We start from the raw sequence: 13,498 nt of genomic DNA, 5'->3' as shown, positions 1-13,498 counted from the left end.
TAATCAATTAAATATACCCCATACCCCTTAAGTTGACTCCATTGCGAGAACAGATACATTTTTTAATTAAATTGACGCCATTACGGGAACAAATAGATGAAGACAGCGCAGTAAACCGTTTTTCTTTTGGCAAATAAAATGTATTGGTTAGATTTGATACCATTGATCCTTATGTCTTAAAATAACACTAAACTTATGGGTAAAAAATATTGGCTTATCATTCATCCAACCAACATACATAGATTTTGCCTTTTACTGGTTTGCTCGGCCATGCCTCAGCAAATACTAGCTATACCGAAATCTATAGCACGTATTGTCCGTATATTTGAAGGAAAAAATAAGCCTATTCAAAAGCCTAAGAAGGTGCCTGCTGATGGTAAAAGTTCCGAAAATACCTCTTTGGATCCTAATAAAACTAACGTTTTATCAACAGATTCAAATGAAAATAAAAAAAAGCCAGCTCCTCCACCTATTTTATCTAATGCACAACAAGCTCGATTAGCTATCGATGCAGTAATGAAAGATCCAAAGCTGGTTGGGCACCCTGCTACTTGGTACTACAGAGGAGTGATTTATGATCGGCTGTTAAGAGACCATATTGCTTCAGAAGAAGCCCCCACTTTATTAAAAGAAACAATTGATGCCTATACACAGGCTAAAAAGTTAAGCTTACCCAAGACCCAATTTCACAGTTTTGCCCTTAGCAACCTAGCCGCTCTATGGCATTATTTTTTAAATAGGGGTATAAGCTACTATAAGCAAGAATCAGTTGATCAATCATTAGAGCAATTTACTATTTGCCAGCGTATTCTACCGCAAGAAACTACACCATTGTTATATAGCGCTATTGTCTATCATGGGAGTGATCAGCCAGAAGAGGCGTTGCGTTCTTATGAAGCCTATATAAAACTTCAAGGGCCACATTTTGCTGTTTGTCGTGCTATGGCTGATATTTATTACCATAAACTTAAAAATTTTGATAAGGCAATCGCCATTCTCGATGAAGCGTTGCTGCAATTTCCCTTTAATAATGATTTATTGGAAGAAAAATGTTTAATCTATCAGGCTGCTGGACGCATAGATGACTATATGGCTACTTTAGCAGTTGGCCTACAAAATAAAGAAGTCAATGCATTTTATGCCTATGCTTATCTCTTAGAATATCAAGGACGCACGCAAGAGGCTGTTGGTTATTATAAACAAGTTTTAACAGATTATCCGCGTCAATACGATACGTTACGTCAAATAGGTTTCTTATTTTATAATGAAGCCATAAAACTATATGCTGATGCCCTAAAAGCAGTAGGGCAACGCGACCAACTAGATAGCGATAGCTTGACTGACTGTTTTCGAATCATCCATGTCAAAGCTAGCCCTTCGTTCCCTCATTTTGTTGGATATTTAAGCAGTTCGATTCCATTATCTATCCGGAGTAAAGGAGCGTTTCTACCCAAAGAACCGTTATGCTCTGCTGCACCTAAGTGGATCGTTTATAACCATCCCCTGGTTAAAGATAAGCAGATAAAATACCTTTCCTGTCTGCTTCAAGCAGGAAAGATACCCTGTACAAGCTTGTTATATGGGTATATGTATAAAAAAATGGCAGCTATAATGAACCATAATAGATGGATACAAACTATGGTAGCTTTGGAAAAGTATCTGAAACAATCTTTAGATTACTTAAAAATAGCTCGTGCACAAGACAAAAAAGATAAGCAGGTCGCGCAAGCTTTATACTATAATTATTACCACTTAAAAAAGTATAGATCTGCTTATAGCCTATTACAAGCGATGCAAAAACAAAAGCAATATCTCGAAGATGATCCGTTTTTGGAGAATCAACTCAAAGAATAATATCATAGCATGATGTTTGGCTACTTTTTGATCAATCAAAAATCAACCTATTGTAAGGTATCTATTGAGCTCATTGGCAGATAAGGTAATTTTTACCTTAGGCGTTTTCTTTTTTGCATACGCCGCAGCCCTGCTAAATGGATACCTATTAAGTCCTGCTCAACGAAAGCTAATTATCCTAGTTTATTTTAAATAAATTTTAATAAATTCATATGCTTAATGTTAGCTATTTTGTCACCCAATACTAGTAAGATCTCTTGCAAAATTTATTTGTTGATGCGCAATTTTTAAAAAAAGCGTAGTCTTATCACCATATATCTTTTAGGTATGTCAGAAATTATCGCTAGTCTTGACATAGGTACTAGTAAAATTTGTGTAGTTATAGGAGCGCAAAGCCAATATGACCCGCATAAACTCGAAGTCTTGGGCATGGGAAGTGCGGCTGCAGATGGGGTCGTACGTGGTATGATTGTTAACATTGATAAAGCAGCTATTGCTATCAAGCAAGCATTGCAAGCGGCCGAAGAAGATTCGGGTATAAATGTCAATATTGTAAATGTAAATATCTCGGGCAAGCATGTAACAGGTTCCTCTCACCATGGTAGCATTACTCGAGATAGTATAGAACAAGAAATCACAGTAGAAGATATTAAAAAGCTGACTAGTGACATGTATCGCATTGTACTCCCATTAGGTACAGAAATTATTCATGCCATGCCACAAGAGTATACCATAGATTATGAAATTGTAACACAGGATCCAGTAGGTATGTCAGGTGTGAAGTTAGAGGCCAACTTTCATATCATCACCGCTACAACCCACGCTATTCAAAATATACATAAATGTATTAAAAAAGCAGGTGTAGAAGCAGAAATCGTTATGGCTTCTGCTCTAGCAGCCAGTTTAGCGCTATTGAGCGATGAAGAAAAAGAAGCAGGTGTTTGTTTGATTGACTTTGGTGGGAGTATTATTAACTTAGTCATCTTTTTTGATGCTATTGTTCGGCATACCGCTACCATTCCACTTGGAGGACATATGATTACATCAGATATACAGCAAAGTTGTATGGTTATGGAACGGCAAGCAGAGTCCTTAAAAATAAAGTTTGGTAACATCCAGCCCAATGCTTTGGCTACGCAAGCGGTCGTAACGATTCCAGGATTACGCAACCGTAGGCCCAAAGAGGTGGTTACCACTAATTTGACTAAAATTATAGAGGCACGTGTAGAAGAAATGGTAGCATTTATCCATGAAGAAATCTTACGCTCTGGTTTTTACGAAAAACTAGTGGCTGGTATTGTCGTCACAGGAGGCAGTGCCAATTTACCAGGTATACAATCTATAGTGCAGCAGATAACTGGCTTGGATACCCGTTTGGGCTTTCCAGATGAGTATTTAGAAGAAGGTAGTAGGAAACAACTACGAGACCCTAGTTATGCAACAGCCGTCGGCCTCACTTTAGCTGGATTTAAAGCATTGGATTACAGAGAAGCCTACTATAGATCAGCCCAATCAGCTGACTTAGATTTTGCTAAGAAAAATAGTAAAAAAGCCAAAAAACCAAGTTTTTCTTTTGCACGTATGCTTAACAAAACCAAAGCTTTTTTGGTAGATGATTATGAAGATAATTAGTCATTTTAAAGTCCATTTTCAAAGCAATCTAATGGGTAAATATTACTTGTTTTAGTAACAAGTGCCTCATTGTTTAAGTTATGAAGGATATTAACTATAGGTTTGATCTACCAACCCACCATAAAGCTATTATCAGAGTGATAGGGGTAGGGGGGGGCGGCAGCAATGCAGTCAATAACATGTATAAGCGTGGTATTAAAGATGTCGCCTTTATTGTGTGCAATACCGATGTTCAGGCACTACAAAGTAGTCCTATACCCATTAAGCTCCAAATTGGTGCAGCACTTACCAGTGGGCTAGGAGCTGGTGCCAATCCAGAGGTAGGCCGTAATGCTGCATTAGAAAGCAAAGAAAGTATTCGAGAATTACTTGATGATGATACAAAAATGCTTTTTGTTACCGCTGGAATGGGTGGAGGAACCGGCACAGGCGCAGCACCTGTAATTGCTAGTATTGCCCGTAAGCAGGGAATTCTAACAGTTGGGATTGTAACCCTGCCTTTTTCATTTGAAGGGAAAAAAAAACATTTGCAGGCCCAAGAAGGCATTGATGAATTGCGCAAACATTGTGACACTGTTCTTATTATTTTAAATGATAAAATCCAAACCATATTGGGCGGTCTTTCTATTAGTCAGGCTTTTCTGGAAGCAGACAATGTGTTAACCACTGCTGCTAAAAGCATTGCAGAGATTATTACGGTACCAGGTTATGTAAATGTTGACTTTGAAGATGTTAAAACGGTAATGAAAAATGCCGGTGCAGCCGTTATGGGGTCTGGTGAAGCAGAAGGTGAAGGCAGGGCCTTACAAGCTGCTGAAATAGCACTTGCTTCTCCTTTGTTAGATTATACCGATATCCGTGGGGCAAAAAAGATACTGCTATCTATTGTTTCTGGCCAGGCAGCTGAGCTCCAAATGGATGAATTAACTATTATTACCAATTATATTCAAGAACAAACTGGTAATGATGCTGAAATGATTTTTGGACATGGTTCTGATCCAGAAATGGCAGAAAAAATTAGGGTTACTGTTATTGCCACTGGCTTTCATAGAGAAGAAGAGGCAGGCCATCACCATGCTTTTGATTCTTCGAAGTCACATGTTATTAACCTTGACGGTCAAACCTTCCATCATGCAGCACCTAATAAGCAAACCTTACAAGCTTCAACTGAAAAAACAGTGATAGAGGTGCCACTAAAAGCAGCTAAAAAAAGCGTCAAAGAGTCCAGTGAAATGCAAGAGCCTGCCATACAGTTGCCCTTACCGTTTAGCCCTCCTCAGGAAGTAGTCTTAGAAAAAAGTTGTCCATATGGACATACCATTGCCAACCACACCAAGCGTAGTAGTACGCCCAGAAGCTGGGACGATCGCTATTTGAAAGAACAATTAGCCATACCTGCTTATTTAAGAAAAAAAATAGTCCTTGATGAGATAGAGAAAAAAACAGAATGGAAGCGTTATCAGTTAGAAGATCCGTTAGATAAACCCTCTTTAAAAGGCAGTGATGGATAAAAGCAAATCGTTTTTTTGAGCCCTATGGCAGGTATGCAATTTTACCAATTGCATGAACAGACCCATCCATTCAATTTAACCACTGAATCAAGACGTTCTTTCAAAACCTTGCGCACTATGATCGTCAGCCAAACAACCATTCAATCCGTTCAGCATGCTGCACGTATTGAGGAGGTAGTTGCAGATTTTTTATCTCTTAAAAAAAAAGGACAAAATTTCTGGGCCTGTTGTCCGTTTCATCACGAAAATACCCCTTCTTTTTCAGTATCTCCCTCAAAAGGGTTTTATAAATGCTTTGGCTGCGATGCTGCTGGAGATGTTATAACTTTTGTACAGCAGATAGAAGGCTTGTCTTTTGTAGAGGCTATTACCTATCTGGCCCAAAGGTATGGCATACCGGTACAATCTGCCGAAAAGGTTCCCCATGATTTACAGGATTATAGAGCCAAAGAAAGTCTATATATTCTGCTGAATTTAGCTAAAGATTATTACCAAGATCTACTGAGGCATCATGCAGAAGCAGCTAGACTCGCTTTGCCTTATTTGGATCAACGGGCCATTCCATCTGCAATCGCAACAAAGTTCGAGCTAGGTTATAGTCTAAATAGCTGGGACGCATTCTATAAATTTGCCATGGCAAAAGGCGTAATGCTAGAACAACTGGTTGCGGCAGGGTTGGTTATCCAAAATGGTACTAAGGTATATGACCGCTTTCGAGGCAGGTTAATGTTTCCTATTCACGATAGTAGTGGGCAAGTGGTTGCCTTTGGTGCGCGCCATATGACTAAGGCTGTAGATAGTCCTAAATATGTCAATTCATCTGAAACACTTGTCTACCAAAAAGGCAAGTTATTGTATGGTCTGTCTTTTGCCAAGCAGGCGATCAAGCAGACCAGTAATTGCTACCTAGTAGAAGGATATACCGATGTGTTAGCCTTTCATAGAGCAGGCTTAGAAGCAGTAGTTGCCTCTGCCGGTACGGCACTTACCGAAGCACAAATAGACCTTTTGTGTCGCTTTACTACTAAGGTTACCTTAGTTTTTGATGGAGATCAAGCCGGTATTCAGGCTGCTTTGCGTGGTATAGATCAATTGTTAACCAAGGGGCTTGAGGTCCAGGTTATATTATTGCCTTCAGGAGAAGATCCAGATAGCTATCTAAGTAAAGTAGGCGTAGATGCTTTTAACCACTATATCCATTGTGCTGCTCAAGACTTTATTACCTTTAAGGCTAGTTTTCTACTCAACCAATCTACGCAGCAGAGTCCAGTAGAACAAGCAAAGTCCATAAAAGAAATTGTGCAAAGCATTGTAGCCATTCCTGATGAAATACAACGTAGGCTATTTCTTAAAAAATGTAGCAAGCTCTTTGCTATAGAAGAAGAAGTGCTTTTTGCCACCTATCATGCATTGCGTGATCAAGCTACTACAGTGTGGCAGCCCAAAAAAACATTTTCCAATCAGCATAATAGGCAAAAGAACAACCCTTATGTAGACCAAAAAAATCTTCCCTTTACCAATAAGCTTACGGCAAGTATTGCAGCCTATGAGCGAGAAATTATGCGTATTCTATTGAACTATGGTACGACAAAATTATCTGAAAACAAACCATTGTATGCATATATTCTTTTAGAATTGGATGATGTGGTCTTTAGATCTGCTGATTGCAAAGTTCTCTTTGACCACTGTAAAGCAGTAGGTAAGCAAGGCGGCTTGGTGGATATGCAGTGCTGTTTAGATAGTACAGATGAAACTATTAGAAAAATAGCCATTGATATAACAGCCTCTCCCCATGATATTAGTGAGGCGTGGGTCAAAAAATATGGTATTTATACCATAGAAGAGGGGCAAAATCTACAAAAGATGAGTTTAGAGGTTATTCTTAGATTAAAGATTCGGTTGATTCAAGAGCTGATTGAAGAAAATAGAGCAGCACTTAAAGAGGCATTGTCTCAAGATGATGAACTACACTTGTTACAAATTCACCAATTGCTTAAAGATGCTGAGTGCAGGATTGCCAAACAATTGGGTACCGTAGTGGCACAATAACCTAAATTGTATTGGAAGAGCATAAACAAGCTTTAAACCTAAAAATGCAGCAATAGGAAGAGGTCTATTCAGCATTTTTGTTTGTAATGAATTTTTTAAAGCTACTTTTTGCTTGATCAAAAAGTAGCCAAATAACTTAAATATACGAATGGTGGTTATCCTTAAGTGGACGCTATTGCGGGAACAGCTACTTTTAGTTTAATTTTATTACATCTTTCAGATTATTAATAACATGAATTTTTATACCAAAAGATTTAAAAAAGGCTTGATGTTGAGCAGCAATAAATACCTCTTTAAATCCTAATTTCTCTGCTTCGGCTATTCTGGATTCAAGCCTTTGTACCTGCCTAAGTTCACCCCCTAATCCTACCTCTGCTATAAAACATTTAAAATTTGAAATAACCGTATCCTTGAGCGAGCTTACCACTGCCATACAGATGGCCAAATCCAATGCCGTATCCTCTACTCTCAAGCCTCCTGTAATATTTAAAAATACATCACGGTCATGTAGGCGTAAACCAGTCCGCTTTTCTAAGACAGCTAATAACATATTCAGTCTTTTAGGGTCATAACCTGTAGCATTGCGTTGAGGATTGCCATACCTAGTTGCTGTTACCAATGCTTGCATTTCAAGCATGAGTGGCCTAGTACCCTCTAAGCAGGAGCCAATCGCTATGCCACTTAAACCATGGTCTTGCCCGGAAAGTAACATGGAAGAAGGATTGTGAACAGCATGTAACCCACTGACCTTCATCTCATATATACCTAATTCTGATGTAGGGCCAAATCTATTTTTGATAGTTCGTACCATTCGATATAAGCATGTTTTATCGCCCTCAAACTGCAGTACCGTGTCTACCATATGTTCCAATAGCTTAGGTCCTGCCAAAGCCCCATCTTTATTGATATGACCTATTAAAAATATAGCTAATTGAGTGCTTTTGGCATAATGTAACAACTGTGTGCTACACGCTCTAATCTGGTTTATACTACCGATTGCTCCTTCTTCTTCTTGAGCATATAAAGTTTGAATGGAGTCTATAACCAATAAGGCAGGTTGCAAGTTATTTGCATGTTCCAGTATCTGAGCTAGTGCACATTCCTGTAACATAAAGCAGTTTGGCGCAGATAATGCTAGGCGAGTAGCACGTATTTTAATTTGATTTTCTGTTTCTTCTCCAGATACATATAGTACTTTAACCTCTTTTAACTGCAGGGCTATTTGTAGCAAAAGTGTTGATTTCCCAATCCCAGGCTCTCCCCCCAATAGTACCAACGAACCTGGTACAATCCCTCCACCTAGCACTCTATTGAACTCTACATCTTTAGTTAGTAGACGCGCATGCGTAGTTACTTGAATATCATCTAAGCTTTTAGGATGGTTAGTAGATAGCTTGGCTTCCATGGTACTACGCTTGGCGTTACGTTTTGTAGCAAATAAGGTTAGCCTATTCCATTCATGACAAGCGTCACACTTACCTTGCCATTTAACATATTCAAGCCCACAGTTTGTACACACATATGCCATACGATTTTTGATTTTTTAGATTAGATTTGTTGCAGAACGCTATTTCCGCTGGCTAACTTGTACTTAGCCTTGCGGCTTACATTCCGTTTAGTAGGTTGTGGTTTTGCGCGTCGTGTCTCCTGCAAATTCCAAACCATAAGCCAATTTTGCAAGAAATCTAATGTTTATGCACCATAATCCCACCGATTATTTTTGAAAATGATATGTATAGTCAAACAGATGCGCTATTTGATAGGGCGTCATTTTATTACACAAACTGTTCTTCTACCAATGACATGGCTCAAAAATACCTACTACATGCAGCAGAAGGAACAGTTTTTATTGCAGAGCATCAGTATAAAGGAAGAGGACAACGGAATAGTACTTGGCTATCAGCAGCGGGTAAAAATCTTCTTTTTTCAGTTATTCTCCATCCAGCATGGTTGACTATAGATCATCTTTTCGCTTTGAACATTATTACTTGTTTAGCCATTCATAATGTACTTATAGAACTCTTTCCTAAAGAGATTGCTATAAAATGGCCCAATGATATTTATTATTTAGATCAAAAATTGGGGGGCATTTTAATTGAAACCAATCTAGGGGACGGTCATACCATAAAAACGGCTGTAATCGGTATTGGGTTAAATGTGAATCAACTCCATTTTGCATCGGCTAAGGCCACTTCCCTAGCCCTACATAAGGGTGCTAGGTTAGATAGATCACTGCTTTTAAACCATATTATAGATGAATTAGGTAGGTATTATGGTCAGCTTCAAAGTGGTATGGTTGATTTGCTTTGGGAAAAATATACCGCTATACTCTACCGAAAAACAGGATTTCATATCTTTGTCACTACCGATGGCTGGCTGGAGGGGTCTATTGTAACGGTGAATAGACTAGGTGCTTTGGTTCTAGCAGGACGTAATGGCAAGGAATATAGTTACCAGCCTAAAGAAATTACTTTTATATGAACAACCAACCACCAGACTTTTCTGAAACCATTGTTATGGTAGATAAACCTGCTGGGTGGACCTCTTTTGATGTCGTCAAAAAGGTTCGTCATGCCTTAAAAATAAAAAAGATAGGTCACGCTGGTACCCTAGATCCGCTAGCTACCGGATTACTTTTGTTATGTACAGGCAGACAAACTAAAAAAATTAGTGCCCTTCAAGATCTAGATAAAGTCTATACGGGTCAAATGGTGCTTGGTAAGACTACTCCATCTATGGACTTAGAAACACCTTTTAATAGCTTATCTACCTATGATCATATCAGTGCAGAAATGGTAAAGGCTGCTGCTGCTACTTTTGTTGGGACTATTACGCAGGTACCTCCTATTTATTCGGCTGTTAAAGTAGATGGAAAAAGGGCCTATAAAATAGCTAGAAAAGGAGAAGAGGCTATGCTAACTCCCCGTTCTATTATAATCCATTCCTTCTTGCTCACGGCCATTGACCTACCATTTATTACGTTTAAACTAGTTTGTAGTAAAGGGACTTATGTACGTAGCCTTGCCCATGATTTAGGAAAAAAATTAGGCGTTGGAGGTTACCTGCATGCCTTATGCCGAACCCAAATAGGGGACTATTGTTTAGAAGAGGCCTATAGCCTAGAAAGATTATGCCAAACCAATAAATTATCCATTTAGCTAATTAGCTAATGGATACATCCTTTTTTGTAAAATTTGATGCGGATCTAGTTATAATTTAGTAAATTCGTATAAATATTACCTTTTTTCCTAAAAATGCAAGTGCCTAATCACTTAATTTTAACTTAATGCAAGCATGCTATCTGCATCTAGTAGCAACTATTCTTTTTTATTGCATTTACTATGAAAAATTATAAGATAAATTCATTATTCATGCACAAATATAGCTCCCTCTTTTTATTACTCTTATCTCTTTTAGGCCATCATGTTAACTTGTTTGCCAACCCTGCCAGTAATATTAGCCAGCCTTTAATACTACAAAAACAGCAAGCAATTCTTGAGCTTTATGAAAAAAAGCATTACGCCAGAGCTAATGAAGCAATAGAACTCCTTTTGCCTTTGTTAAAGAATAGAATAGAGCGTGCAAAATTTGAATACTATCAAGCTTATTGTAATTTCCATCAAAAAAGATATTTGGTTAGTGCCAATCAGTTTCATTTGCTTGTCAAGCAATATCCTGCTTTTCCGCAGGTAGAAGAAGCGCTTTTTATGCAAGGCTATAGTCTAGCCTTTGAAAATGTAGATATACGGCTAGATCAGACGACTACCTATGATGCCATGCGTTGTCTAGAGCACTACTTAGCAGTTTATCCAACCGGTGCTTATCTGGATAAAGCTTCGGATGCTTTACAAAAGTTACAAGGGCGTCTTATGCAAAAAAGTTTTGAGGCTGCTGCGCTGTATGTTCGTTTGGGCTATTATAATGCAGCTATTGTGGCGATTAAAAACTTTCAGCAAGCCTATCCAGAAAGTGCCTTCAAGGAAAAAGCACTGCGTCTATTGATCAAGTGTTACCAAAAATTGGCACTGGCAGCTTCCCATAAAGAAAAGAAAAAACAAATGAAACTATATAGTGACCAATGTGCCCAGCAGCTAGCGGAACATTTCAATGATAAAAAAGTCAATCTAGTAGAGAAGGCCCGTTCTAAATAAATACAAAACACCTATAGCATTTTACCATTATGAGCCTAAATAAAAAAGTATATCTAGTACCTAGAAATATACACGAGTTGATTGCACCTACTGGCAATATCTATGAAAGTACGGTTATCATTACGAAACGTGCCAAACAAATTGCTATGAACATGAAAGATGAGCTGGATCGTAAGTTAGATGAATTTATGTCTATTATTGATGAAAAAGACAGCATAGATGCTCAGCGGCAATATGAGATTACTCAGCATTATGAAAAACTGCCTAAACCTGTGCTAGAAGCAACTACCGAGTTTTTAGAAGGGGGGATTGCATTTCGTTATATTAATGAAGAAGCCTAAAAGCTTTTTGCTTGATAAAAAAGTAATAACAAAAATTCATTTTTTACCAATCTCGTGAAAAAATACCTCATCGCAGCTATTTTACAAGAGCCTTTTTTTCCTATTTTTACTGCCATACGGCAGCATTAGATATCCCATAAAACTAAACAGCGTCAAAAAGTATCCATTTAGCACTATGGTAGGGCTACGTATAAAAATGCCCCTTGTAAAATAATTGCGATCGGAAATCACACCTTACAGCTGAAATAGAAAAACAGTTGAGAGGAAGGCTGCAGCGTGGATTCTGTTTTTTCAGCTGTAAGGTGTGATTTCAGCAATTTTTTACCCAGGGCTTGATTTTTTGCTTACTTTTTTATCAAGAAAAAAGTAAGTTAAAAATACATTATTTACCAGTCCGCTGAACGGCTACGTCAAAAATAGTTACTATTTGGATAGAAGCATTTGCATAAACCATTTTGGCATTGGCATTTCGTTCTAAATAATAATAGCCTGCTACCAATTGTGCTATAATTTTTTTTAATTGATTAACCGTCACCTTAAGCCTAAAATTTTGGGTAAAAGTTGCTTCAGCAGTCAAATGCATCTGTATAAGTGGGTAATCCAACTTGCCCAGTAGCGTAGCTCGGATCAGTTGTAGCGCGTAATTAAAAAAACTTTTTTGTGCATCAGCTGGTAATTTGTAAAATGCTTCAGATTGGGTCATTAACTTGATAAAATCACTCCTATAGCAACTACGCATCCAATCGCTCAAACGTTCAAAGTTATCCTCAACACTTTGCTCAACTAATTGAAACGCTTTAGATAGATTCCCTTCAGCTAAAAAGGCTATTTCTTTATATCGATGTCCATCTAAATCGTTATATCTATAGCGCAAAAGTTGTTCAATAGCTTCTTCCGAAAAAGGTGGAATGGTATGCTGTTGCGTGCGAGATCGAATGGTTGGTAATATTTTTTCACTATTTGAACCAACTAATAAAAAAACACTATTAGCAGGTGGCTCTTCTAACGTTTTCAATAGGGCATTAGCGGCAGTATGATGGAGATATTCTGGCAACCATATAAGGACAATTTTATATGGCCCAATGAAAGGTTTTAAGCTAAGCTGTTGAATAATTTTATTAGCCTCTTTTCTACTAATTTGGCACTGCTTACCATCATAATGCATGGCAACAGCCCATTCTTGTAGGGTCAAAAAAGGATTTTCTTTTAGAGAGTTGCGAAATATTTCTAAATAGGCATTATCTGAGTGCGTTTCTGAGGCAGCAGTAGTAGCTTTTCTAGGAAAGACCAGTAGTAAATCTGGATGAGTCAATGCCAACATAGTAGCACAAGAAGAACAGCTGCCGCAAGCATCAGTTTCTGTACGAGCATTGCAATTTAAGTAAGTGGCAAAAGCTAACGCTAAAGCAAGATTAGCAGAACCAAGAGGACCTACAAAAAGTTGTGCATGCGGCACCTGATCTGTAGCAGCCATTTTTATTAACATGCTTTTACAAGCATCGTGCTCCAGTATTTTAGCAAACTGCATTACAATCAGACAACCTCTTTTTTCTTTTTATATTTTTGGTTGAAACGTTCAATTCTACCTGCTGTATCTACGAAAATTTTCTTACCTGTATAAAAAGGATGAGAAACATAGCTAACTTCTACCTTGAACAAAGGATATGTTTTTTTGTCTTCCCACTCAATGGTCTCTGATGTACGTATGGTAGAGCGGGTCATAAACTTAGCACCACTAGAAGTATCCAAAAAAACAACGGGTCTATATTCCGGATGAATTTCTTTTTTCATATATTAAATAGTATAATTTGCTGAGATAAAACTGCAGTCGCAATTTAAGAAAAATTTTTATCAAGAAAAAAGTAATAGTAAAAATTAATTTTTTACCATTGTTATAAACAAGATACTATGTATCCATTCACGACTGTGGTTTTTCTTCGGTTATATTTAGCAACTCTTT

The 13,498-nt window shown here is 37.9% G+C and carries 11 protein-coding genes; 8 read left to right on the top strand and 3 right to left on the bottom strand.

The annotated features are described in order from the left end of the window. Nucleotides 1–195: 195 nt before the first annotated feature. The 4 genes from MUW73_RS03310 to dnaG all read left to right on the top strand — a co-directional run bounded on the left by MUW73_RS03310 (nt 196) and on the right by dnaG (nt 7,046). Nucleotides 196–1,854: a tetratricopeptide repeat protein gene (locus MUW73_RS03310; RefSeq protein ID WP_243018114.1), complete on the top strand. Its 1,659-nt coding sequence runs from the start codon at nt 196–198 to the stop codon at nt 1,852–1,854. 327 nt (nt 1,855–2,181) lie between these two features. After that, nucleotides 2,182–3,486 carry a cell division protein FtsA gene (gene ftsA / locus MUW73_RS03305; protein WP_243018115.1) on the top strand — a complete coding sequence of 435 codons (1,305 nt, stop codon included), beginning with the start codon at nt 2,182–2,184 and terminating at the stop codon, nt 3,484–3,486. An 80-nt stretch (nt 3,487–3,566) separates the two neighbouring features. Further along, nucleotides 3,567–4,997 carry a cell division protein FtsZ gene (ftsZ, locus tag MUW73_RS03300; protein WP_243018116.1) on the top strand — a complete coding sequence of 477 codons (1,431 nt, stop codon included), beginning with the start codon at nt 3,567–3,569 and terminating at the stop codon, nt 4,995–4,997. 33 nt (nt 4,998–5,030) lie between these two features. Next, nucleotides 5,031–7,046: a DNA primase gene (dnaG, locus tag MUW73_RS03295; RefSeq protein WP_243018117.1), complete on the top strand. Its 2,016-nt coding sequence runs from the start codon at nt 5,031–5,033 to the stop codon at nt 7,044–7,046. Nucleotides 7,047–7,239: 193 nt separating this feature from the next. On the opposite strand, the gene radA is transcribed toward dnaG, so the two are convergent. Continuing rightward, entirely contained in the window at nt 7,240–8,574 is a 1,335-nt protein-coding gene (gene radA / locus MUW73_RS03290) for a DNA repair protein RadA (RefSeq protein WP_243017889.1), read from the bottom strand. A 203-nt stretch (nt 8,575–8,777) separates the two neighbouring features. Between radA and MUW73_RS03285 the strand changes: the two genes are divergently transcribed. The 4 genes from MUW73_RS03285 (at nt 8,778) to MUW73_RS03270 (ending at nt 11,538) form a co-directional block, all read left to right on the top strand. After that, nucleotides 8,778–9,527, top strand: a complete 750-nt coding sequence (locus tag MUW73_RS03285) for a biotin--[acetyl-CoA-carboxylase] ligase (RefSeq protein ID WP_243017890.1) — start codon at nt 8,778–8,780, stop codon at nt 9,525–9,527. After that, nucleotides 9,524–10,204: a tRNA pseudouridine(55) synthase TruB gene (gene truB / locus MUW73_RS03280; RefSeq protein WP_243017891.1), complete on the top strand. Its 681-nt coding sequence runs from the start codon at nt 9,524–9,526 to the stop codon at nt 10,202–10,204. The genes MUW73_RS03285 and truB overlap by 4 nt, the downstream gene beginning before the upstream one ends. Nucleotides 10,205–10,387: 183 nt before the next feature. After that, nucleotides 10,388–11,197 (top strand): outer membrane protein assembly factor BamD, encoded by an 810-nt coding sequence (locus MUW73_RS03275; RefSeq protein ID WP_243575254.1) that lies wholly within the window; start codon nt 10,388–10,390, stop codon nt 11,195–11,197. Nucleotides 11,198–11,226: 29 nt separating this feature from the next. Then, nucleotides 11,227–11,538 carry a DNA-directed RNA polymerase subunit omega gene (locus MUW73_RS03270; RefSeq protein WP_243017893.1) on the top strand — a complete coding sequence of 104 codons (312 nt, stop codon included), beginning with the start codon at nt 11,227–11,229 and terminating at the stop codon, nt 11,536–11,538. A 382-nt stretch (nt 11,539–11,920) separates the two neighbouring features. On the opposite strand, the gene MUW73_RS03265 is transcribed toward MUW73_RS03270, so the two are convergent. Together MUW73_RS03265 and MUW73_RS03260 are read right to left on the bottom strand one after the other, a co-directional pair. Continuing rightward, complete coding sequence (locus MUW73_RS03265; RefSeq protein WP_243575253.1) at nt 11,921–13,024, bottom strand: DNA polymerase III subunit; 1,104 nt, start codon at nt 13,022–13,024, stop codon at nt 11,921–11,923. A 47-nt stretch (nt 13,025–13,071) separates the two neighbouring features. After that, entirely contained in the window at nt 13,072–13,329 is a 258-nt protein-coding gene (locus MUW73_RS03260; protein WP_243018754.1) for a type B 50S ribosomal protein L31, read from the bottom strand. Nucleotides 13,330–13,498 lie beyond the last annotated feature (169 nt).

The sequence above is a fragment of the Candidatus Cardinium sp. cByotN1 genome (assembly GCF_022810525.1).
Taxonomy (GTDB): domain Bacteria; phylum Bacteroidota; class Bacteroidia; order Cytophagales; family Amoebophilaceae; genus Cardinium.
The sequence above is the reverse complement of the archived record's forward strand: the minus strand, read 5'-3'. Positions and strand labels throughout refer to the sequence as shown.

Coding starts and splice junctions, on each gene's coding strand:
- truB (WP_243017891.1), top strand. CDS start 9,524: ATGAACAACCAACCACCAGACTTTTCTGAAACCATTGTTATGGTAGAT.
- MUW73_RS03265 (WP_243575253.1), bottom strand. CDS start 13,024: ATGTTAATAAAAATGGCTGCTACAGATCAGGTGCCGCATGCACAACTT.
- MUW73_RS03260 (WP_243018754.1), bottom strand. CDS start 13,329: ATGAAAAAAGAAATTCATCCGGAATATAGACCCGTTGTTTTTTTGGAT.
- MUW73_RS03310 (WP_243018114.1), top strand. CDS start 196: ATGGGTAAAAAATATTGGCTTATCATTCATCCAACCAACATACATAGA.
- ftsA (WP_243018115.1), top strand. CDS start 2,182: ATGTCAGAAATTATCGCTAGTCTTGACATAGGTACTAGTAAAATTTGT.
- MUW73_RS03270 (WP_243017893.1), top strand. CDS start 11,227: ATGAGCCTAAATAAAAAAGTATATCTAGTACCTAGAAATATACACGAG.
- ftsZ (WP_243018116.1), top strand. CDS start 3,567: ATGAAGGATATTAACTATAGGTTTGATCTACCAACCCACCATAAAGCT.
- MUW73_RS03275 (WP_243575254.1), top strand. CDS start 10,388: ATGAAAAATTATAAGATAAATTCATTATTCATGCACAAATATAGCTCC.
- radA (WP_243017889.1), bottom strand. CDS start 8,574: ATGGCATATGTGTGTACAAACTGTGGGCTTGAATATGTTAAATGGCAA.
- dnaG (WP_243018117.1), top strand. CDS start 5,031: ATGCAATTTTACCAATTGCATGAACAGACCCATCCATTCAATTTAACC.
- MUW73_RS03285 (WP_243017890.1), top strand. CDS start 8,778: ATGTATAGTCAAACAGATGCGCTATTTGATAGGGCGTCATTTTATTAC.